The sequence below is a fragment of the Paenibacillus sambharensis genome, assembly GCF_003233845.1.
Taxonomy (GTDB): Bacteria; Bacillota; Bacilli; order Paenibacillales; family Paenibacillaceae; genus Paenibacillus_I; species Paenibacillus_I sambharensis.
In genome coordinates this window covers 17561-37998 of the sequence record NZ_QKRB01000044.1, presented here as the reverse complement: position 1 = coordinate 37998, position 20438 = coordinate 17561, and the positions used below count along the sequence as shown (strand labels likewise).

The 20438-nt window shown below is 51.8% G+C and carries 18 protein-coding genes and 1 tRNA gene; 3 read left to right on the top strand and 16 right to left on the bottom strand.

The window, feature by feature from the left end; all coding sequences use genetic code 11:
• Positions 1-126: 126 nt before the first annotated feature.
• From DNH61_RS11535 to DNH61_RS11495, 9 genes are all read right to left on the bottom strand, one after another.
• Complete coding sequence (locus DNH61_RS11535; RefSeq protein WP_111146815.1) at positions 127-1533, bottom strand: ABC transporter substrate-binding protein; 1407 nt, start codon at positions 1531-1533, stop codon at positions 127-129.
• Positions 1534-1693: 160 nt separating this feature from the next.
• Entirely contained in the window at positions 1694-2515 is an 822-nt protein-coding gene (locus DNH61_RS11530) for a carbohydrate ABC transporter permease (RefSeq protein ID WP_111147337.1), read from the bottom strand.
• Positions 2516-2517: 2 nt separating this feature from the next.
• Complete coding sequence (locus tag DNH61_RS11525) at positions 2518-3480, bottom strand: carbohydrate ABC transporter permease (protein WP_111146814.1); 963 nt, start codon at positions 3478-3480, stop codon at positions 2518-2520.
• 325 nt (positions 3481-3805) lie between these two features.
• A complete protein-coding gene (gene eno / locus DNH61_RS11520) occupies positions 3806-5098 on the bottom strand; it encodes a phosphopyruvate hydratase (RefSeq protein WP_111146813.1) in 1293 nt (430 codons plus the stop codon).
• 73 nt (positions 5099-5171) lie between these two features.
• A complete protein-coding gene (gene gpmI, locus DNH61_RS11515; RefSeq protein ID WP_111146812.1) occupies positions 5172-6710 on the bottom strand; it encodes a 2,3-bisphosphoglycerate-independent phosphoglycerate mutase in 1539 nt (512 codons plus the stop codon).
• Position 6711: 1 nt separating this feature from the next.
• A complete protein-coding gene (tpiA, locus tag DNH61_RS11510; RefSeq protein WP_111146811.1) occupies positions 6712-7464 on the bottom strand; it encodes a triose-phosphate isomerase in 753 nt (250 codons plus the stop codon).
• A 166-nt stretch (positions 7465-7630) separates the two neighbouring features.
• The gene (locus DNH61_RS11505; RefSeq protein WP_111146810.1) at positions 7631-8812 is read right to left on the bottom strand and encodes a phosphoglycerate kinase; all 1182 of its coding nucleotides are present in this window, start codon (positions 8810-8812) and stop codon (positions 7631-7633) included.
• Between the two features lie 177 nt (positions 8813-8989).
• Positions 8990-9994: a type I glyceraldehyde-3-phosphate dehydrogenase gene (gene gap, locus DNH61_RS11500; protein WP_111146809.1), complete on the bottom strand. Its 1005-nt coding sequence runs from the start codon at positions 9992-9994 to the stop codon at positions 8990-8992.
• Between the two features lie 96 nt (positions 9995-10090).
• Positions 10091-11143, bottom strand: coding sequence for a sugar-binding transcriptional regulator (locus tag DNH61_RS11495; RefSeq protein WP_111146808.1), 1053 nt, complete (start codon positions 11141-11143; stop codon positions 10091-10093).
• Positions 11144-11374: 231 nt separating this feature from the next.
• Here DNH61_RS11495 and DNH61_RS11490 point away from each other — a divergent pair.
• From DNH61_RS11490 to sda, 3 genes are all read left to right on the top strand, one after another.
• A tRNA-Arg gene (locus DNH61_RS11490) sits at positions 11375-11449 on the top strand.
• A gap of 185 nt (positions 11450-11634) precedes the next feature.
• Positions 11635-12216, top strand: a complete 582-nt coding sequence (gene clpP, locus DNH61_RS11485; protein WP_111147336.1) for an ATP-dependent Clp endopeptidase proteolytic subunit ClpP — start codon at positions 11635-11637, stop codon at positions 12214-12216.
• Positions 12217-12481: 265 nt separating this feature from the next.
• Positions 12482-12781 (top strand): sporulation histidine kinase inhibitor Sda, encoded by a 300-nt coding sequence (gene sda / locus DNH61_RS11480; RefSeq protein WP_181438665.1) that lies wholly within the window; start codon positions 12482-12484, stop codon positions 12779-12781.
• Positions 12782-12876: 95 nt separating this feature from the next.
• Here sda and DNH61_RS11475 read toward each other — a convergent pair whose 3' ends face one another.
• From DNH61_RS11475 to DNH61_RS11445, 7 genes are all read right to left on the bottom strand, one after another.
• Positions 12877-13146, bottom strand: coding sequence for an HPr family phosphocarrier protein (locus tag DNH61_RS11475; protein ID WP_111146806.1), 270 nt, complete (start codon positions 13144-13146; stop codon positions 12877-12879).
• Positions 13147-13391: 245 nt separating this feature from the next.
• A complete protein-coding gene (gene whiA / locus DNH61_RS11470) occupies positions 13392-14321 on the bottom strand; it encodes a DNA-binding protein WhiA (protein WP_111146805.1) in 930 nt (309 codons plus the stop codon).
• Between the two features lie 6 nt (positions 14322-14327).
• A complete protein-coding gene (locus DNH61_RS11465) occupies positions 14328-15317 on the bottom strand; it encodes a gluconeogenesis factor YvcK family protein (protein ID WP_111146804.1) in 990 nt (329 codons plus the stop codon).
• Between the two features lie 12 nt (positions 15318-15329).
• Positions 15330-16214: an RNase adapter RapZ gene (rapZ, locus tag DNH61_RS11460; protein WP_111146803.1), complete on the bottom strand. Its 885-nt coding sequence runs from the start codon at positions 16212-16214 to the stop codon at positions 15330-15332.
• Between the two features lie 141 nt (positions 16215-16355).
• The gene (locus DNH61_RS11455) at positions 16356-17306 is read right to left on the bottom strand and encodes an ROK family glucokinase (protein ID WP_111146802.1); all 951 of its coding nucleotides are present in this window, start codon (positions 17304-17306) and stop codon (positions 16356-16358) included.
• 322 nt (positions 17307-17628) lie between these two features.
• Positions 17629-18579, bottom strand: a complete 951-nt coding sequence (trxB, locus tag DNH61_RS11450) for a thioredoxin-disulfide reductase (protein ID WP_111147335.1) — start codon at positions 18577-18579, stop codon at positions 17629-17631.
• A gap of 48 nt (positions 18580-18627) precedes the next feature.
• A complete protein-coding gene (locus DNH61_RS11445) occupies positions 18628-20367 on the bottom strand; it encodes a tetratricopeptide repeat protein (RefSeq protein ID WP_181438664.1) in 1740 nt (579 codons plus the stop codon).
• Between the last annotated feature and the right edge of the window lie 71 nt (positions 20368-20438).

The window sequence follows — 20438 nt, the reverse complement described above, 5'->3', positions numbered from 1 at the left end:
GGGCATTTCTTTGTGATTTTGCTGCTGGATGGACATGAACACCCGTTGAAGCGGGAAAATGCCCTGGATGCAGCTGTTAGCCAGCCGCACCCAGAGCATCCGGGACATCCTTGAATCCGTGTTTCGTTATTTTACCGTCTTGTTGTAGATTGCGATCTTGTCTGTGATGGCCTTCGCCGCATCGTCGAGCGCCTTCTGCGGGTCCTTCTGGCCAGTCAATGCCTGTTCAATGGCATCCTCAACAATCTGGCGGGCTTCCGGGAATACACCCATAACCGCACCCTGAGTCGCCTTGCTTGCTGCCGTTGCATGCAGCTGGTCAACAGCTGTCTGGAACTGCGGGTATTTCTCCATGTTCTCCTTCACGACAGCTTCATCATAGGCTTTCTTCGTAATCGGGAAGTAGCCTGTGTTGATGTGCCACTGTGCCTGCGTTTCCGGCTTCGCCATGTACTTGATGAACTCCCAAGCTGCCTTCTGCTCTTCCTCAGACTTGTTGTTCATCACCCACAGGCTCGCACCGCCGACGATTACTCCGCCTTCCGGCGCATCAGCCGGCTTTGGCAGGAATGCCGTACCTACCTCGAACGCTCCGCCAACACCGTCCACGATGCCGCGCAGCGAAGCGGTCGAGTCAAGCGTCATCGCGATTTGACCGGCTGCGAATGCCTTCTTGGTCTCATCTGTCTTGCGGCCAAGGTTCATAGCCAGCTTGCTGTCCACAAGGTCCTTCCACCATGTGAGTGTCTTCACGCCAGCTTCAGCGTTCAGAACCGACTCGCTGGCAGGTTGTGTACGGCCATTGCCGTTGTTGACGTACTCAGCACCCTGATTGGCGAAGAACTGCTCCATGAACCAGCCATAGATGGCGAACGAAGCGCCGGTCTTGCCGTTCTTCGACAGCGCTTCAGCAGCTGCCTTCACTTCCTCAAATGTCTTAGGCGGGTTTTCCGGATCAAGACCCGCTTCCTTGAACATGGTTTTGTTGTAGTACAGAATCGGGTTGGATGTATTGAACGGCATCGAATTCAGCTTGCCGTCGAACGTATAGTAATTAATAATGTTCTCTTCCAGCTGGGAGAGATCATAGCCTTCTGCGTCAATAAACTCTTGAACCGGCGTGATCGCCTTGGAGTCGATCATGAAGCGGGAGCCGATTTCATAGACCTGGATCATCGTCGGGCCGCTGTCCGAGCCGAGCGAAGCTTTCATTTTGTTCAGGCTCTCGTCATACGTACCCTGGTAGACTTCCTCGACTATTACATCAGACTGGGAAGCGTTGAAATCAGCTACCAGGCCGGTTACTGCCTTACCCAGCTCGCCGCCCATAGAGTGCCACCATACGACCTTGACCGGATCCTTCGAATCTGCTGGTTCCGCGCCGCCTTCAGAAGGCTGTGCAGACGCCCCTACCGCATTCCCTGATGTGTTCGTGTTCGTACCCGCATTGTTGTTGCCGCTGCATGCGGCCAAGAATACGAGCATAACCGCCGTAACAAGCGGCAGTAGCTTTCTAAGCATTCCAGCTTTCATTCTTCTCTCTCCCTCTTCTTACCTGAATTTTATTTATGGACACGCCCCTTAAAGGGCGAAGGCCAACAGCTTGACTTTCCCATCCTCCAACATCCTTGAGCAAAAGGCAGAGCCTGTCTGCAGTGTCAGCAGCGTCTGGCGCTTCCTTAGGCCAATCGCACTAACCTTTAACCGCACCTGCCGTAATGCCCCTGGCAAGCTGCCTAAGACCGAAGACGAGCAGCAGCAGCGAAGGCAGCAGGACAAGCGCAACGCCGCACAGCACAATGTTCCAGGCCGTATACTCTTCAAACTGCAGCATGCTGATGCCGATCTGCACGGTCCTCATCTCTACACTGTTCGTAATCAGCAGCGGCCACAGATACATATTCCAGTTCGTCAGGAAGACGTAGACACCAAGGGATGCCAGACCCGGACGAGCCAATGGAAGCACAATCGTTATAAAATGGCGGATATGGCCGCAGCCGTCGATCTTCGCCGCCTCGAACAGCTCCTTCGGCAGCTGCAGGAAGAATTGGCGCAGCAGAAACACACCGAAGGCGGAAGCCAGGAAGGGGACGGTAAGCCCTTGATAGGAATCCATCCAGCCCCATGACTTGATCGTCAGATAGTTCGGGATGATCGTCACTTCCCACGGAATCATCATGGTCGACAGGAAGATGGCGAACCATGCATTTTTCCCTGGAAACTGGATATAAGAGAAGGCATACGCCGCCATGGCCGCCGTAATAACTTGTCCGATCATAATGATACCCGACATCACGAAGCTGTTAATGACAAAACGGTCCAGCGGAATCAGCTCCAGCACCGACTGGAGTCCGCCCAGATAGAGGCTCGACGGGAACAGCTTCGGCGGGTACTGGTTCATCTCCGGAGCCGTCATGAAGACGGACATAAACGTGAAGATAAGCGGGTACATCATCAGCGCGGCCAGCACGGCGAGAATGCCGTAGATGACTGCTTTGTTCAGTGATTTTCTCATACTCATTGGTAATGCACCTTCTTCTCCAGCACGGCGAATTGAATGAATGTCAGAATCATAATGATAGCGAACAGCGTCAGCGCCAGCGCACTGCCTGTACCGAACTGATAGTTAATGAACGCTTCCTTGTAGATCGAATAGACGAACACTTCCGTAGAACCCGCTGGTCCACCCTTGGTCATCAGGTGAATCTGACCGAACGACTGGAATGCGTGAATGATGCTCACTACGGATAAGAAGAACACGGTCGGCGTCAGCAGCGGGAACACGATCTGCACGAATGTGCGAATTGGGCCTGCACCGTCAATCTTCGCACTCTCCACGATATCCTCAGGCACGCCTTGTATGCCGCTCAGCAGCACAATATAGTTGAAGCCCGACTGCATCCAGACGGTCATCAGCGATATGGAGATCAGGGCCCAGCTTGGGTCAGTCAGCCATTGAATCGGTCCTGCACCAATCTTGGAGAGGAAGTAGTTGAACATCCCCATCGAAGGGTGGAACAGCATGACCCAGATTACCGATGCCGTGCTGACCGATAAGGCGAGCGGAACGGAGAAGATGAATTGGAAGATCTTCATTCCCTTCAGCTTGGCGTGGGTAAGGCCTGCCATAATCAGCCCCAGCACGATTCCCGCCGGAACCGTATACAGCGCAAACAGCAGCGTGACCTTCAAGCTGTTCCACATTTGTCCGGACGCTGCAAGATTGATGTAATTCTCCAACCCTACGAAAGCAGCTACCTCCCCACGGGGATCTGTCAGATGAAAGCTTAAATAAACCGACTTCACAAGCGGGTAGAATAGAAAAATCGTAAACAAAACCAGGCAGGGAGCCAGAAACAGGTACCCAAGGGCCCCTTCCTTCCAGCGCCTCGCACGAAGCTTGTCCTTGTGTGCTGTCTGTGTCTCCTGTACAACCGCCGGAGCTGCCGGCAGCTTCAATTCAGGATGCTGTGCGTCCATTATGCCACTCCTTTTGTCTCGTGTTACTCCTGTAACTTTAACGATGCTTTGTTTAGGGCATGTCAATAGGACTTTAAGAGAGTGTGAAATCAAGGAAAATAATTGCGGTATTTCCACTTTTCTTTACAAGGAAAATACATCGCAGCGATACTGCGGGGAGTTTGGACAGATCTTATAGAGGGGCAACTTCTGATAACACAAAAAAACCGGCGCCGTTAGTTAGCTAACAGCGCCGGTTCTTGGTATGTGGGGAGCGGCCGCTAACCGGCCTGCTCTTAACTTGCCTTGTTGTACAATATCATCAAGCTAGACACTCTACAAAAACTTACTTGAAGCTCTTCAGGTTGTAGAATGCTGCCTTGCCAGCGTATTGAGCTGTTCCAGCCAGCTGGTCCTCAATGCGGAGCAGTTGGTTGTACTTTGCTACGCGGTCCGTACGGGAAGGAGCACCAGTCTTGATCTGGCCAGCGTTAGTTGCAACCGCGATGTCCGCGATTGTGCTGTCTTCCGACTCACCGGAACGGTGGGAGATAACAGCTGTGTAGCCTGCGCGCTTCGCCATTTCGATAGCGTCGAAGGTTTCCGTAAGCGTACCGATTTGGTTAACTTTAACGAGGATCGAGTTGCCGATGCCCTTCTCGATACCTTGGGACAGACGCTCAGTGTTCGTTACGAACAGGTCGTCGCCAACCAGCTGTACTTTGCCGCCGAGCTTCTCAGTGAGCAGCTTCCAGCCTTCCCAGTCGTCTTCGGAGCAGCCGTCTTCGATTGTGATGATTGGGTACTTATCAACCCAGGAAGCCAGCAGGTCAACGAACTCTGCGGATGTGAAGGACTTGCCTTCGCCTTCCAGGTGGTACTTGCCGTCCTTGAAGAATTCAGTGGAAGCAACGTCCATACCCAGGAATACATCAACACCCGGCTTATAGCCAGCGCGCTCGATTGCGGAGATGATTGTCGTGATAGCTTCCTCGTTGGAACCAAGGTTAGGAGCAAAGCCGCCTTCGTCGCCAACAGCTGTGTTCAGGCCTTTGTCCTTCAGTACGGACTTCAGGTTGTGGAAAATTTCCGCACCGATGCGGAGTGCTTCCGAGAAAGTAGGAGCTCCTACAGGCAGAACCATGAACTCTTGAACGTCGATGTTGTTGTCGGCATGCTCGCCGCCGTTTACGATGTTCATCATTGGCACTGGGAGCGCCTTGGCGTTGAATCCGCCCAGGTAAGTGTACAAAGGCACATCCAGAGCGTCTGCTGCTGCGCGTGCTACTGCCATGGAAACAGCCAGGATCGCGTTGGCGCCCAGCTTCGCCTTGTTAGGCGTACCGTCCAGCTCGATCATCTTGCGGTCGATTGCTACTTGATCAAGTGCATCCAGACCAATGATCTCAGGAGCGATCAATGTATTCACGTTCTCAACAGCTTTCAGAACGCCTTTGCCGAGGTAACGGCCTTTGTCGCCATCACGAAGCTCAACCGCTTCGTACGCACCAGTGGATGCGCCGGAAGGAACGATTGCACGGCCTTTGCCGCCGGACTCAAGAGCTACTTCTACTTCAACAGTTGGATTGCCGCGGGAATCAAGGACTTCGCGTGCGTAAACGTCAACGATAATAGACATGGTTTGGAAACACTCCTTCGTTATAGTTGAATAGTTGGTATACCGGTATTGCAATTGCCAGGTGATGCTTGATTTATTTCTTGAGCAGGGAAGTTCCGGTCATTTCGGCCGGCTTCTGCAGCTGCATCAAATCAAGGATGGTAGGGGCGATATCCGCCAGAATGCCGCCTTCACGCAGGGTAACATTCTTGTCTGTCACAATCAGCGGCACCGGGTTTGTCGTATGCGCAGTATGCGGACGGCCCAGTTCATCGAACACAAGATCAGCGTTGCCGTGATCAGCTGTGATAATACATACGCCGCCCTTCGACAGGACTGCTTCGACTACCTTGCCGACACACTCATCCGTTGCTTCCACCGCTTTGATTGTCGGTTCAAGCAGGCCCGAGTGGCCAACCATGTCTGGATTAGCAAAGTTCAGGATGATCGTATCGTGATTCTCGGCCTCGATTTCCTTAACGGCCGCCTCAGCCACTTCGTAGGCGCTCATCTCAGGCTTCAGATCGTAAGTCGCAACCTTCGGCGAGTTGATCAGAATCCGAGTCTCGCCCGGAAGCTCGACATCACGGCCGCCGCTGAAGAAGAACGTAACATGCGGGTACTTCTCCGTCTCGGCAATCCGCAGCTGCTTCTTGTTATTCTGAACCAGCACTTCACCAAGTGTATTATCAAGGTTCTTCGGCTTATAGGCAACAAAGCCGCCAACCGATTCGCTGAACAAGGTGAGGCATACGAAATACAGGTTCTCGGGATGCTTGTCGCCCCGCTCGAAGCCGCGGAAATCACTGTTAGTGAATACCTGGGACAGCTGAATCGCACGGTCCGGGCGGAAGTTGAAGAAGATAACCGCATCTTCCGACTCTACCAGGCCAACAGGCTTACCATCGTCTCCAACGATTACAGTTGGCATGACAAACTCGTCAAACACCGATTTCTCGTAGGATTCTTCGATAGCTTTAAGCGGATCGGTGTACTCTGGGCCTTCTCCGTACACCATGGCACGGTAGGATTTTTCCACGCGTTCCCAGCGCTTGTCGCGGTCCATCGCGTAATAGCGGCCTTGAACCGTTGCAATTTTGCCAATGCCAACTTCCTTAATCTTCGCTTGAAGCGCCTGCATATACGTCTTCGCACTATCTGGCGCAACATCGCGGCCGTCAAGGAAAGCATGGATATAGACCTCAGTCAGTCCCTGCTTCTTGGCAAGCTCCAGAATAGCGAATAGATGAGAGATGTGGCTGTGTACGCCACCGTCAGACAGAAGCCCGTACAGATGAAGCTTCTTGTTGAACGCCTTGACGTGTTTGATGGCTCCAAGTATCGTCTCATTGTCAAAGAACTCGCCATCCCGAATCGACTTGCTGATCCGTGTCAGGTCCTGATACACAATACGTCCGGCACCGATGTTCAGATGGCCTACTTCAGAGTTGCCCATCTGCCCTTCCGGCAAACCGACTGCCTCTCCGCAAGCGGTGAGCGTCGTGTTGGGGTACGTCTGCAGGTAACGGTCATAATTCGGCTTGTTCGCTTGGGCAACGGCATTGCCGTGATCTTCACCGCGCAGTCCGAAGCCGTCCATAATAATTAGCGCTACAGGTCTAGGTACTGCCATCTTACTTGGCCCCCTCGACCAGCGCGATGTAAGAAGCCGGCTCCAGGCTGGCGCCGCCAACAAGTGCGCCATCAATATTCGGCTGAGCCATGTATTCGGCAATGTTGTTCGGCTTCACGCTGCCGCCGTATTGAATACGAACTGCCGCTGCTGTCTCTTCGCCAAACTGCCCTTTCACTACATCACGGATATAAGCAATGACATCTTCAGCATCCGTTGCTGTTGAAGATTTGCCCGTACCGATTGCCCAGATCGGCTCATACGCGATAACGGTTTGTGCAGCCTGCTCAGCAGTCAAGCCTTGAAGAGCCGCTTCGGTCTGAACCTTGCAGACTTCCTTCGTGTGGCCGGCTTCGCGCTCTTCCAGCTTCTCGCCAACACATACGATAGGGGTAAGACCGCTCTTGAATGCAGCTTGCGTCTTCTTATTAACGATTTCATCTGTTTCCGCAAAATAAGCACGGCGTTCAGAGTGTCCCAGAATTACATATTGAACACCCAGCTCCTTCAGCATAGCGCCGCTGATCTCGCCTGTGAAAGCTCCGCTCTCTTCGAAGTGCATGTTCTGAGCGCCGATTGCAATCGATGTGCCCTTCGCCGCTTCTACCAGTGCCGGAAGGTTCGTAAACGGTGCGCAGATTACGCTCTCTACACCCTCAACCTCTGCCTTGCCCTTCACATCTGCGAAGAACGAAGTCGCTTCAGCTACCGTCTTGAACATTTTCCAGTTACCAGCAATTATCGGTTTTCTCATGTCCGGGTATTCTCCTTCGCTTCGCTCCCCCGCAAGGGTCCGTTCACAATGTGACCTCTCTACGCAGCAGACCGTCCGGATGCCCGCTGCTGCCAGCGGGAGCCGGACGTCTCCCTGATCACTGTCTATGAATACGGAACGTTAACTGCGGAGTTACGGATTTTTTTTACTTATCGTTCAATGCTTCGACGCCTGGCAGCTTTTTCCCTTCCATGAATTCCAGCGAGGCACCGCCGCCTGTGGAAATATGGTCCATTTTGTCTGCCAGATGGAACTTCTCGACCGCAGCAGCGGAATCGCCGCCGCCAATTACTGTATAACCTGCTGTTTCCGCACAAGCTTGTGCTACAGCACGTGTACCATGGGAGAACGGCTCGATTTCGAACACGCCCATTGGTCCATTCCATACTACAAGCTTGGAATTCTTGATGGTATCTGCAAAGATCTCACGCGTCTTAGGACCGATATCAATACCTTCCCATTCAGCCGGGATACCGTCAATAGCAACAACCTGGGTGTTGGCGTTGGCGCTGAAATCGTCTGTTACTACAATATCTACAGGCAGCAGCAGATTTTTGCCCAACGATTTTGCCTTCTCAATGAAACCGAGCGCAAGATCAAGCTTTTCGTTATCGACGAGTGATTTGCCAATCTCGTGGCCTTGAGCTTTGAAAAAGGTATACGTCAGACCGCCGCCGATAATCACGTTGTCTGCAATTTCAAGCATTTTGTTGATAACGTCAATCTTGTCTTTCACCTTAGAACCGCCAACAATCGCTGTGAAAGGACGATCCGGGTTGTTCAGGGCTTTGCCGAGAACAGACAGCTCCTTCTCCATCAGCAGGCCGGAGACTGCCGGCAGATGACGGGCAATACCTTCTGTGGAGGCATGTGCGCGGTGAGCCGCGCCAAAGGCATCATTCACGTAGAGATCTGCAAGCTCAGCAAACGATTTGGCAAGCTCAGGATCGTTCTTCTCTTCACCTGCATAGAAACGGACATTCTCGAGCAGCAGCACGTCACCGTCTTTCAGTTCGGCAACCTTGGCTTTAACCGCATCGCCAACTGCTTCATCAGCTTTGGCTACCGGCTTGCCAAGCAGCTCGGACAAACGCGCAGCCGCAGGCGTTAGGCGCATTTCTTCTACAACCTGGCCTTTTGGACGGCCCATGTGGCTGGCCAAAATGACTCTTGCGCCTTTCTCGATCAAATACTTGATCGTTGGCAGCGTTTCACGGATCCGTGTATCGTCCGTAATCGCTCCATTTTCAAGCGGCACATTGAAATCTACGCGTACGAATACGCGTTTGCCGGCTACTTCTACGTCTCTGACACTTTTCTTGTTCATCGTAGGTTCCTCCTCGATTTTGCCTGTTGCCTAGCTATGCAGCATCTGCAAGTAATATAGGGATCCCCGGACAACCTTGGGGATGCCCGGAGGGATAAGCTGAACCTTGGCTAACGGGGGAAGAGGAGAACGTACGAACCGCCTCTCCTCTTACTCCATCGTTAACTCAATATGCTATTACAGTCCTTTAGCAGCTACAAACGCAGCGAGGTCAACTACACGGTTGGAGTAGCCCCACTCATTGTCGTACCAGGACACAACTTTCACCATGTTGCCGCCAACGATCATCGTGGACAAGCCATCGATTGTAGAGGAAGCAGGGTCGCCGTTGTAGTCGCTCGATACAAGCGGCTCGTCGGAGAAGTTCAGGATGCCTTTCAGAGGGCCGTTAGCCGCTTCTTTCAGGACACTGTTTACTTCTTCAACTGTAACTTCACGGCTTGTTTCGATAACAAGGTCCGTTACGGATACGTTAGGTGTAGGAACACGCATTGCCATACCGTTCAGCTTGCCTTTCAGCTCTGGCAGTACAAGCGCAACGGCTTTAGCAGCGCCTGTTGTGGAAGGAATGATGTTCTCAGCTGCAGCACGAGCGCGGCGAAGATCCTTATGAGGCAGGTCAAGAACGGACTGGTCATTCGTGTAGGAGTGAACAGTCGTCATCATGCCCTTCACGATACCGAACTTGTCGTTCAGAACCTTGGCGAAAGGAGCCAGACAGTTCGTTGTGCAGGAAGCGTTGGAGATAACAGTATGCGCGCTTGCGTCATACTTGTCTTCATTAACGCCCATAACGATTGTGATGTCTTCGTTAGTAGCAGGTGCGGAGATGATAACTTTCTTCGCTCCGCCTTTCAGGTGAAGCTCGGCTTTTTCTTTAGCAGTGAAGATACCAGTCGATTCAACGACGATTTCTACACCTTGCTGTCCCCAAGGAAGGTTACCAGGGTCACGCTCAGCGAAAACTTTAATTTCAGTACCGTTAACGATCAGTGCGCCTTCTTTAGCTTCAACAGTCGCATCCAGTACACCATGCGTCGTGTCATACTTGAGCAGGTGAGCCAGTGTCTTCGTGTCTGTCAGGTCATTGACAGCTACTACTTGAACGTCCGGATTGTTCAGCGCTGCGCGGAATACGTTGCGGCCGATACGACCAAAACCGTTAATACCTACTTTAACCATGCTGATCTGCCTCCTAAGTTTGGATCTGATTTTATATATCACAAGACGGATGACAATTACCTGCTATCTCAGATTGCCTGTCCGTCAGGATAACCATTATTCAGGCCTCTCGCCAATTTCTTCGCGGTTCATGATAAACTCCAGCTCGCGTGCGGCTCCTTCGTCTGTTACAAGGACATCCGCCTGCCCGAACAGCAGTACGGCTGCAATAGCCTCGCCCTTGCTGCTCCCGCCGGCAACTGCAATCACTTTATCCGCCGAACTGAGATCATCGATACGCAGACCCACTGTCGACATCCGGTGAATGACGGAACCGCTGCGGTCAAAGTAATAACCCAGTGCTTCTGCAAGCGCGCCTTCAGAGCGAATCTCATCAATTGTCTGCTGGTCCACCTTGCGGCGGCGCGCCATCACGATAGCATCTCCTATGCCGTGAACGACAATTCGGGCTCTGCGAATCACGCCAACCACTTCTCTGACATTAGGCTCCTGCATCAGAGAATTGTAAGCTTCTTCGCTCAGATGGTCGGGAACATGCAGCAGTCGGTACCCGGCTCCTACCTGCTTCGCCAATGCGGACGCAATCGTATTCGCCTGATAATCCAAGCTCTCGCCAAGGCCTCCGCGTGCAGGTACAAACTGTACCCCCCTCAGCTGTGGTGCTGGTGACATCTGACCTGCCATAGCTGCCAGCGTCGAGCCGCCAGTTACCGCTACAACATCATCAGGCTTCAGGAACCGCTGCAGGGTATGGGCCCCGGCACGTCCAAGCTCTCGCTTGGCCTGAGGAGAAGTGTCCGAATCGCCCGGTACGATGATAACCTGTTCCAAGCCATAATAGGCCTGAATACGGCTCTCAAGCTCGGATAATCCGAACAAGTCTTTCACCATGGGGTCCAGCGCTTCAACGAGCTGTCTGCCCGCTTCCGTTATCCGCATCCCCGAGGCATTGCTCTCTAGCAATCCCTGCGCTTTCAGGAAGTCTGTCTCTGCCCGTAATACCCGCTCCGTCATGGACAAAGATGTAGCGAGCGCTCGCCGTCCCACAACGTCGGAAGATAGAATCCGGTTCAGGATAGCATATCGCTTCTTCATTACATAGAGCAGATCGGGCACTAGCTGCTGCTGCAGCTCAATGAATGGGCGCATCTTCCTGTTCACTCCAAGCCGAATTTTTCCCCTGCTAACTGGACGTCTTTTGTCCCAGGTATTATTTTTAAGTCCCACAGCAATTGTACCCAACTTCTATAAAATGCGCAAGCAGGTTAGCCTTTATGTAACCGCTTGCCGTAATTATTTTTGGTAAATAATTATTTTAAGGCCTGTTGACTTGCAATTTGGTTATCTATCGCATATAATAAATCTCGCTGTTACTACTAAGCGCCCGTGGTCCAATGGATATGACGTAGGCCTCCGGAGCCTGAGATCTAGGTTCGATTCCTAGCGGGCGCGCCATTATATTTTTCCTTATTACACGAATGTTATAACACGATATGTGAAGCTCAAATCGGCCTTGGCCGTTTTTTTTATACACTTCGTTTGACTATCTTTGACTTTTGATTCGGAATCCGCTATTATGGGGATAACTCAGATAGTTGAATCAACACTTCAAATTTTGACTGGAGGGAACACTTGTGGATATGAACTTTGTACCAATGGTAATTGAACAAAACAATCGCGGAGAACGAGCCTATGACATTTACTCCAGACTGTTGAAGGACCGTATTATCTTCCTCGGAACCGGAGTAAACGATGTCGTCGCCAACTCCATTATCGCGCAGCTGCTGTTCCTTGCTGCCGATGATCCGGAACGGGATATCAGCCTCTATATTAATAGTCCTGGCGGCTCGATTACAGCAGGTATGGCGATTTATGATACCATGCAGTTCATCAAGCCCGATGTTTCTACCATATGTGTAGGTATGGCCGCTTCCATGGGTGCCTTCCTGCTCGCTGCCGGTGCGAAGGGCAAGCGTCTTGCACTGCCGAACAGTGAAGTTATGATTCATCAGCCGCTTGGCGGAGCTGAAGGGCAAGCCAGCGACATTGAAATCCGCGCGAGACGCATTCTGAAGATGCGCGACAAGCTGAATGGCATTCTGGCAGAACGTACAGGCCAGCCGCTTAGCCGCATAGAGAAGGATACAGACCGTGACTACTTTATGAGTGCCGAAGAAGCAATGACATACGGCCTCGTGGATAAGGTAATCGAGAAGATTTAACGATTAGGATTTGTCTCATTAAAGATAATTCTTTGGGGGACAGCAGGATATACGAACGGCCGGTCGGGAATGGGTTCCCGACCGGCCGTTTCTATTTTTATATCCAGATTTCATTATCACACTTTTTACATAATGTCAACAAATTTTCGCAAGATGAAATGCCAACCACATCACTGTCATGTCATGTTATGATGAATACAAGTCAACCTGCCATATTCATACAGCAATAGGTAGGTTTTTGAAAACGAAATTTGGAGTGCTGCTTATGCGTTTTTCAAACCCTTTTCTGACCATGCGAAATTACATTAAAGAATACGAACCCCTTGGGAAATCCGGTTCGGCCACTCGCCCTGTTGTATTTAACCAGGGCCACGGGCCGACTGATTCGACGGGCATTCAGTCACAGGATAAGTCCCTGCTGCTGCTGCCTCTCAATGATGATCATCTGCTGGAAGTTTATCATGAAGCAAAAGCAATGAATCTGTCAGTTGAGTTCATTGAACTGATTGAAGACGCTTTAAGGATGCGTAACATTGAGATGGACGTCCCGCAAGCCCATTCCTAATTGAGAACGCTGCCTGGTCATTACCCGGCAGCTATTTTGTTTTCTATAGGCTATATAAAGAAAAGCACCCGATTAGCGGGTGCTTTTCTTTATATTTATTGGTTCTCCAGTTCTTCTTTGCTGACAAGGTTGACTAAAGCGGTTACAGCCTGCTCAGCATCCGAACCTTCCGCACTTATATAAACTTCAGTGCCTGTGCTGATCGCAAGGCTCATAATGCCCATGATCGACTTGGCATTTACTTTCTTGTCATCCTTCTCCACGAATACCTCTGAAGAAAATTTATTGGCTTCCTGCACGAATAACGCCGCTGGCCTTGCGTGCAGGCCTGTTTTCAATCGAACGACAACCGGTTGTTTTGTCATGTCCATACCCCCTATACAAATTCGCTGAATCTTCCCTATACGTAAACAGATAGTATCCAACAGAATGTTGGAGCCGCTGTTCTCCGGTTCCAGACCTGCAGTTATACAAGCGAAGTAATAAGCGTTACCTATTCCTCTATGTATCTATCTGCTTGCAGCCCAGACAGTCGTTATGCCTGCGGTGCCGCTCTTTGGTCTTTTTGCATTATTATATCATTAAATAAACGCCCCGACTAGGCATCGACTTATCCGTTCCTTATTTTTTCAGCCATTTCATCGATTTTACGCAATCTGTGATTAACGCCTGATTTACTGACCGAGCCTTTGAGAAGGTCGCCAACCTCCTTCAAATTCATGTCTGGGTGTGCAAGGCGAATTTCAGCTACCTCACGAAGCTTCTCCGGCAGATTTTCAAGGCCGATCTCCTTCTGAAGCAGCTTGATATTGTCGATCTGCCTGACCGCAGCTCCAATCGTCTTGTTCAAATTCGCCGTCTCACAGTTCACAATGCGGTTGACGGAGTTACGCATGTCCCGCATGATGCGGACATCTTCAAACTTGAACAGCGCCTGGTGGGCCCCGATGATATTGAGAAGCTCTATAATCTTCTCGCCCTCTTTAATATAGAAGATAAAGCCTTTCTTCCGCTCGATGCAGCGGGCGTTCAGCTCAAAGGTATTAGCGAGTTCAACCAGCGCCTGGCAGTGCTCTTCATACATACAGGCAATCTCCAGATGATAAGACGAGCCTTCCGGGTTATTAACGGACCCTCCCGCCAGGAAAGCCCCCCTCAGGTAGGAACGCCTGCAGCAGGATTTCTTGATCATAGCTTGATCTATTCCCTGATTAAAGACAAACCCCTCTGAAACAATGTTCAGCTCCGAAAGGATTTCCTGTACCTTAGCCGGAATACGGACAATATAAACGTTGTTTTTCTTCAGCCGCATTTTCTTGCGGACAAGCAGTTCCGTATGCACCTCGAACTGTTTCTTGACAAGCGTGTAGATTCTCCTGGCAATAGCTGCATTTTCCGTTGAGATATCAAGGATGACCTTCCGGCTGGACAGCTGAACCGAACCATTCATGCGGATAAGTGCGGATAACTCCGCCATCTCGCAGCAGGGGTCCGATTCCACCATCGTCAGTTCTTTTTTGGTTTGCGCCGCAAAGGACACTGCTCTTCACCTCTTCCTGGCCATCCAGTTTTCCACTAGCTGATAAATATGACGGCTTAACCGGGCGGCATCATGCCGCAGGTAAGTCCGGAACATCAGCAGCCGGTCTGCAACGATCTTGAGATCCCGCCCCGCAAGTTTCTCGGAATCAACTACGACGGCCTGTGCGCCTTCTTCCGCATACTTAGCCAGCACGGGGGCAGGGATCTCCCCATTATTAACAATTACATAGTCAAACAGCGAGCTGCCTACATGTTCTTCAATCGCATCCAGATGATCAGAGACCGTATAGCCGTCCGTCTCACCGGGCTGGGTCATAACATTGCAGACGAACATCTTAAGCGCTTCTGATTCAATAATGGCATCAGCAAGAGCGGGAACTAACAGATTGGGCATAATGCTTGTGTATAAGCTGCCCGGTCCAATCAGAATAGCATCCGCTTCGCGAATCGCTTCCACTGCCTCAGGAAGCGGTTCGACAAGCGGAGGCTCAATGAACACACGTTTGATCCGGTTTTTTGCCTTGGGGATCATGGATTCTCCCGTGACAATTGAGCCGTCCATCATCTCGGCCTTCAGCACCGTAGCATGCGCAGCGGCAGGAAGCACCCTGCCGCGTACGGCAAGGACACGACTAAGCTCACGCACACCCGTCACGAAGTCACCGGATATATCGGTAATAGCAGCCAGCATCAGATTGCCAAGACTATGTCCGGCAAGCCCGTTTCCGTTCGAGAAGCGGTAGCTGAGCAGCTGGCTCATCAGCGGCTCCACATCGCTCAGTGCCAGCAGCACGTTCCGGATGTCTCCAGGCGGCGGCATCTGCAGCTCAGTACGCAGCCTGCCTGAGCTCCCTCCATCATCGGCCACCGTCACGATCGCCGTAATGTCGAGCGGCTTCTCTTTAAGCCCTCTTAACATAACAGACAGACCGGTCCCTCCACCAATGACAACAATCTTCGGCAAGCTTATATTCCCCAATTCTTGCTGCTTCATCCACTCACCTCTTTAATGTCGGTCGCGCTCCGAATCCCGGTGACTCACCCGGACGACTTCCGTGTCGCTGTTGCCCAGCATCTTTCCCAAATACTCCGCAATTGCTACGGACCTATGCTTACCACCTGTACAGCCAATTCCAACGACCAGCTGGCTCTTGCCTTCCTTCTCATACATCGGAAGAAGGTAATGCAGCATATCAAGCAGCTTCGACAGAAACGTCTGGGTCTCCGGCCACTTCATCACGTAATCATAGACTTCGGGATTTTGTCCGGTGTTCGGCCGAAGATGTTCGACATAGTGGGGATTGGGAAGGAATCGGCAGTCAAATATCAGATCGGCATCAATCGGGATGCCGTATTTATAACCAAATGATGTGACGTTAACGGAAAAGGAGCGATGCCCGGTATTAGTGAAGCGGGATACAATTTTCTCCTTCAGCTTCGCAGGCTTCAGGCTGCTTGTATCAATGACTTGGGAAGCCATGCCCTTCAGCTCTTCCAGCAGGCGGCGTTCGAGCTTGATGCCCTCAAGCGGCAATCCTTCCGGTGCAAGCGGATGACGGCGGCGGCTTTCCTTATATCGCTGTACCAGCACATTATCCGTTGCATCGAGGAACAGAATCTCAAAGCTGATGGTATAATGCTCTCTTAAGTAATGAAGCGATTCGGCAAGTGCCGTAAAGAATTCACGGCCGCGCAGATCAATGACGAGCGCCACCTTACCGATTTTGCCATTGGATGATTCAATCAGCTCGGCGAATTTGGGAATCAGCACAGGCGGCAGGTTATCCACACAGAAGAACCCCAAATCCTCCAGACTTTGCACCGCTATTGTCTTCCCCGCACCTGACATGCCGGTGATGATGACAAGCTTCGCTACTGCAGTTTTCTCCATCGCTTGTTCCTCCTCCACTCCTGATCACTTTCCGGGCAAGCACACAGCGCAAGGGCCGTATAAGCAGGGCCAGAGCAGCCGATTGATCTGCTGCCCTGCGCACCTCTCCTCTATGACCTGCCGTCCATGATCTTAATCTATCTACGAACGCAGTACCAGCCCTGCTGCTCCGACAACACCTGCGCTGTTACCGAGCTCGGCAGGGACAACCTGCACATTCTTTGATGCCGCTTCCGGCGTATATTTAAGGAATACTTCCCGTATTTGTTCAAATAAAAATTCTCCGGCCTTGGAGACGCCTCCGCCGATGATGAACCGCTCAGGATTAATAACGACAGCTACTACCGCCATCGACTTGCCCAGATAATAGGCTGCCCGGTTGACGATACGTGCCGCCACTTCATCACCTGCTTTGGCTGCATCCACTACATCCTTCGCAGTGATGTCCGGCACATGAGCCAGGGAGGTCTGATCGCCGCGTGCCACCGCATCCTTGGCCATGCGGATAATTCCTGTCGCCGATGATACCGTCTCCAGGCATCCCATCTTGCCGCAGCCGCATTGAATCGCTTCCAGATCCGGAACGATCGAGATGTGGCCAAGCTCGCCTGCAGCTGCATTAAAGCCCTCTACAATACGGCCGTTAATGATAATACCGCCGCCTACACCGGTTCCGAGCGTGTAGCATACGCAGTCTGCAACCCCCCGTCCGGCACCTGCCCATGCCTCACCCAGAGCTGCGACGTTTGCATCATTATTAACATACACTTCTTTGCCCAGATGCTCCTGCAGGTAGGCCTTAAGCGGAGCATTACGCAGATTGAGGTTCGGCGAGGATACAATCACACCGTTCGGAATATCAAGGAATCCTGCAATCCCGACTCCCACACCTTCAACCTCTGCCCAGGAACGGCCTGTTTGTTCAACTACCAGCCGCGCATAAGCGGCAATATTGGCCAGAATCCGTTCGCTTCCTTTATCATTTTCGGTAGGTCCTTCATACGTATGGAGCAGAGCGCCGTCCTGGTTGCACACGCCCACCTTGATTGACGTACCACCGACATCCACGCCAACGTAGATTTTTTCTGACATGACTAGGCCACCTCGATCACAAAGTTAACTGCTTCTGTACCAACTATAAGCGAACACTATGATAAGGTCAAGGACGACAAAACCAAGCCAGACAAGCATTTAACCAAGTTCTTCCCGGCTGTTAACGGGATATCTGTCCGGGGGCTGCCGCTTCTTCCGAAGCCTTAGCTGACAAGTGATTTAGGACACAAACCGCAGCTGCAGGTATTCTGCTGCTTCCCCGCACAAAAAAGCACTGCCCCGGGTCCGGGGCAATGCCGTTAGGAATCCATTCATTCATATTGCCGGCTAGACTATCTGAGCCAGCTATCAGACAAGCACGTCAGGACAGCGATTGGCTCCAGTCATGCACCATATGGCCTTCCAGATACTTCTCGCAATCAAGCGCTGCCATACAACCGCTGCCCGCGGCTGTAATAGCCTGCCGGTAGCGCTGATCCTGTACATCGCCGCAAGCGAAGACACCCGGAATATTCGTTTCGGTCGTTCCTGGCTTAACAAGAATGTAACCATGCTCATCCGTTTCAACCTGGCCGTCCAGAAACTTCGTATTCGGCGTGTGGCCGATTGCCACAAATACGCCGTCTGTTTCCACAACTTCCTCTTTACCCGTGGCATTATTGCGGACCTTAAGACCAGTCACACCCATTCCGCCAGCTACGACCTCAATCGGTGTGCTGTTTAGCTTCCAGCTGATTTTCTCGTTTTCCTTCGCGCGGTCCTGCATAATCTTGGAGGCGCGAAGCTCATCCCGGCGATGGATCAGCCGCACTTCCGTTGCGAACCTTGTCAGGAAGTTTGCTTCCTCCATCGCCGAGTCACCGCCGCCGACCACGATGATTTTCTTGCCGCGGAAGAAGAAGCCGTCACAGGTTGCACATGTGCTTACACCGCGGCCGACATTCTCCTTCTCGCCGGGAATACCAAGGTATCTGGCAGAAGCGCCGGTAGAGATAATAACCGTCTCCGCCTGAATATCTTCCTGGCCTTCAACCTTTAAGGTGAATGGGCGCTTGGACAGGTCCACACTGTTCACCCAGCCGGTCTTGAACTCCGCTCCGAAGCGTTCTGCCTGCTTGCGCATATTCGCCATCAGCTCAGGCCCCATAATACCGTCAGGAAAGCCCGGGAAATTCTCAACATCCGTAGTGGTGGTCAGCTGGCCGCCTGGCTCAGGTCCCTCAATAACCAATGGATTGAGATTCGCACGTGCCAGATAGATGGCTGCCGTAAGTCCGGACGGTCCGGTACCGATAATAATGGATTTATAGATGGTCATGGATGGTTGCCCTCCTTTGTACTTATATCTTGAGAAAAAGTCTTACTCCTGCTCGATTCCATCCAATGCAGGGAAGACGGTCTGCATCTTCTCGCGGATACCGCATACTTCGTCAATCCATTTCGCATACTTGCTGGCTGTGGCAACGGAAACGCCATACCTTGTCGCCACTTCCTGGTAAGTTACAGCTCTGCGATGCATCTTAGCCGTCAGATATTCAAGAGCTGCTGCCCAGCCCTCCGTCTTGCGAATGGGCGGCACTTCCGGATACAGCCTGCTAAGAAATTCTACCCAAAGCGTCAGAAGATCATGCTGCCCGATCATATCATAACGGCTCTGCATCCGGGTCAGCGCGGTCTCTACCACAGCCTGCCACCGTTCATGCCACACCGGCAGACGGGATGGCATCCGGTTCTGCTCAACAGTCGTTTCCTTCCCTTCAAGCACAGCCTGGAGGGGCTCCGTAACGCCGATTCCCCGCAGAACGAACATCGCAATATGCTTCAGATAATCCTCTTCCCCGGCTTCCATCAGGAAATCCTTGAGCGTTTCCTTAACTTCATTGTCTGCGATCATGCCCAAGGCTTGAATAACCTGAAGCTTGGTGCTCCGGTCGCCATGACGAAGCGCCCAGAAGAAGGACGAACGCACAAGCGGATCCTTCTTTACCTGGTCCGGCAAATCATCCGTATCCTTGCCCCACTTCTTGAACTGTTCCTCGAAGGGCAAATGATACTGATAGCTAACCGAAGGCGGCAGCACGCCATCTTGAAGATGTTTCAGATAATACTCGGGAATGCCTGACTCTCTGTCCAGCTTAAGCGCCTGCTTCCATAGACGTTCGGCTTCACCGCGCTTATCCGAGTTGCATGCCGACACTGCCGCATAATGGAGCAGACAAGGGTCCTGCTGGTTGTCGGCATCCTTCAGCAGCCGCTGCAGATGGACAAAAGCATGATCATGCTCGCCGAGAATGCCCATCGTGGTGGCAAGCTTGAAGACATGCTCCTGGTGGAACGGCACGGTCTTCCGCAGGCTCTGAACCAACAGCTCCAGACGCTCCGTGTCCTGTTCATGCTGATAAAAGATTGCCAGGTTGCAGAGTGCATGCAGGTTGCCAGGCTCCTGCTCCAGCACGGTTTGCACCGTGGCCATGGCTTCGTCAAACAGCCCCATATAGTAATAAGCGAGCGCCAGATTGTTGCGGGCTGCCGTAAATTCGGGCTGCTTCTCCGTAATGCTTCGCAGAATGCGGACGGCCTCGGCAAATTTGCCTTCCTCCAGCAGCATTCGGGCCTGATCATGCTCATATAGGCCTTCACGGGATTTAATATTCGCCCGTCTTGGCGGCCTCTCCAGCTCAAAATGAAGCAGGTCCATCATTTCCTCTGCTTCATCAAGGAACTGGCCTTCCGCATCCTCCTCCAGGTACTGGACGAGTGCATCTTCGGCAGCTTCATAGTTCTCCATATTGGCAAAGTTATTCGCCATGTAAAAGTGGCATTCCGTCATGGTAGGATCAAGCTCATCCACAACCCACTTCAAAATTTTGTTCGATTCCTCATAGTTGCCGAGCTCCGATAGAATGCCGGCCATATTACAATGATTAACCGGGTTATCCGGTTCATATTCCACGGCCCGCCGAAAATATTTCAGTGCCCTGTCATAATGATACCGGTCCAGTGAACGGACCGCGCGTTCGAAAAAAAACGTGGCGTCCAGCTGAATCGGAATGACATTCGTTCTACCGCTGCTTACGGCCATCTGTTTCTTCCCTTTCATCCGCAAGGCACCTCCCGTACGACGAATTTGCTTCGATTATAACACAGTGCAGGATCACCATACACAAACAA

Excerpts from the sequence above, each read along its gene's own strand:
- DNH61_RS11535 (WP_111146815.1), bottom strand. The coding sequence starts at position 1,533 with ATGAAAGCTGGAATGCTTAGAAAGCTACTGCCGCTTGTTACGGCGGTT.
- DNH61_RS11530 (WP_111147337.1), bottom strand. The coding sequence starts at position 2,515 with ATGAGAAAATCACTGAACAAAGCAGTCATCTACGGCATTCTCGCCGTG.
- DNH61_RS11525 (WP_111146814.1), bottom strand. The coding sequence starts at position 3,480 with ATGGACGCACAGCATCCTGAATTGAAGCTGCCGGCAGCTCCGGCGGTT.
- eno (WP_111146813.1), bottom strand. The coding sequence starts at position 5,098 with ATGTCTATTATCGTTGACGTTTACGCACGCGAAGTCCTTGATTCCCGC.
- gpmI (WP_111146812.1), bottom strand. The coding sequence starts at position 6,710 with ATGGCAGTACCTAGACCTGTAGCGCTAATTATTATGGACGGCTTCGGA.
- tpiA (WP_111146811.1), bottom strand. The coding sequence starts at position 7,464 with ATGAGAAAACCGATAATTGCTGGTAACTGGAAAATGTTCAAGACGGTA.
- DNH61_RS11505 (WP_111146810.1), bottom strand. The coding sequence starts at position 8,812 with ATGAACAAGAAAAGTGTCAGAGACGTAGAAGTAGCCGGCAAACGCGTA.
- gap (WP_111146809.1), bottom strand. The coding sequence starts at position 9,994 with ATGGTTAAAGTAGGTATTAACGGTTTTGGTCGTATCGGCCGCAACGTA.
- DNH61_RS11495 (WP_111146808.1), bottom strand. The coding sequence starts at position 11,143 with ATGCGCCCATTCATTGAGCTGCAGCAGCAGCTAGTGCCCGATCTGCTC.
- clpP (WP_111147336.1), top strand. The coding sequence starts at position 11,635 with ATGAACTTTGTACCAATGGTAATTGAACAAAACAATCGCGGAGAACGA.
- sda (WP_181438665.1), top strand. The coding sequence starts at position 12,482 with ATGCGTTTTTCAAACCCTTTTCTGACCATGCGAAATTACATTAAAGAA.
- DNH61_RS11475 (WP_111146806.1), bottom strand. The coding sequence starts at position 13,146 with ATGACAAAACAACCGGTTGTCGTTCGATTGAAAACAGGCCTGCACGCA.
- DNH61_RS11465 (WP_111146804.1), bottom strand. The coding sequence starts at position 15,317 with ATGAAGCAGCAAGAATTGGGGAATATAAGCTTGCCGAAGATTGTTGTC.
- rapZ (WP_111146803.1), bottom strand. The coding sequence starts at position 16,214 with ATGGAGAAAACTGCAGTAGCGAAGCTTGTCATCATCACCGGCATGTCA.
- DNH61_RS11455 (WP_111146802.1), bottom strand. The coding sequence starts at position 17,306 with ATGTCAGAAAAAATCTACGTTGGCGTGGATGTCGGTGGTACGTCAATC.
- DNH61_RS11445 (WP_181438664.1), bottom strand. The coding sequence starts at position 20,367 with ATGAAAGGGAAGAAACAGATGGCCGTAAGCAGCGGTAGAACGAATGTC.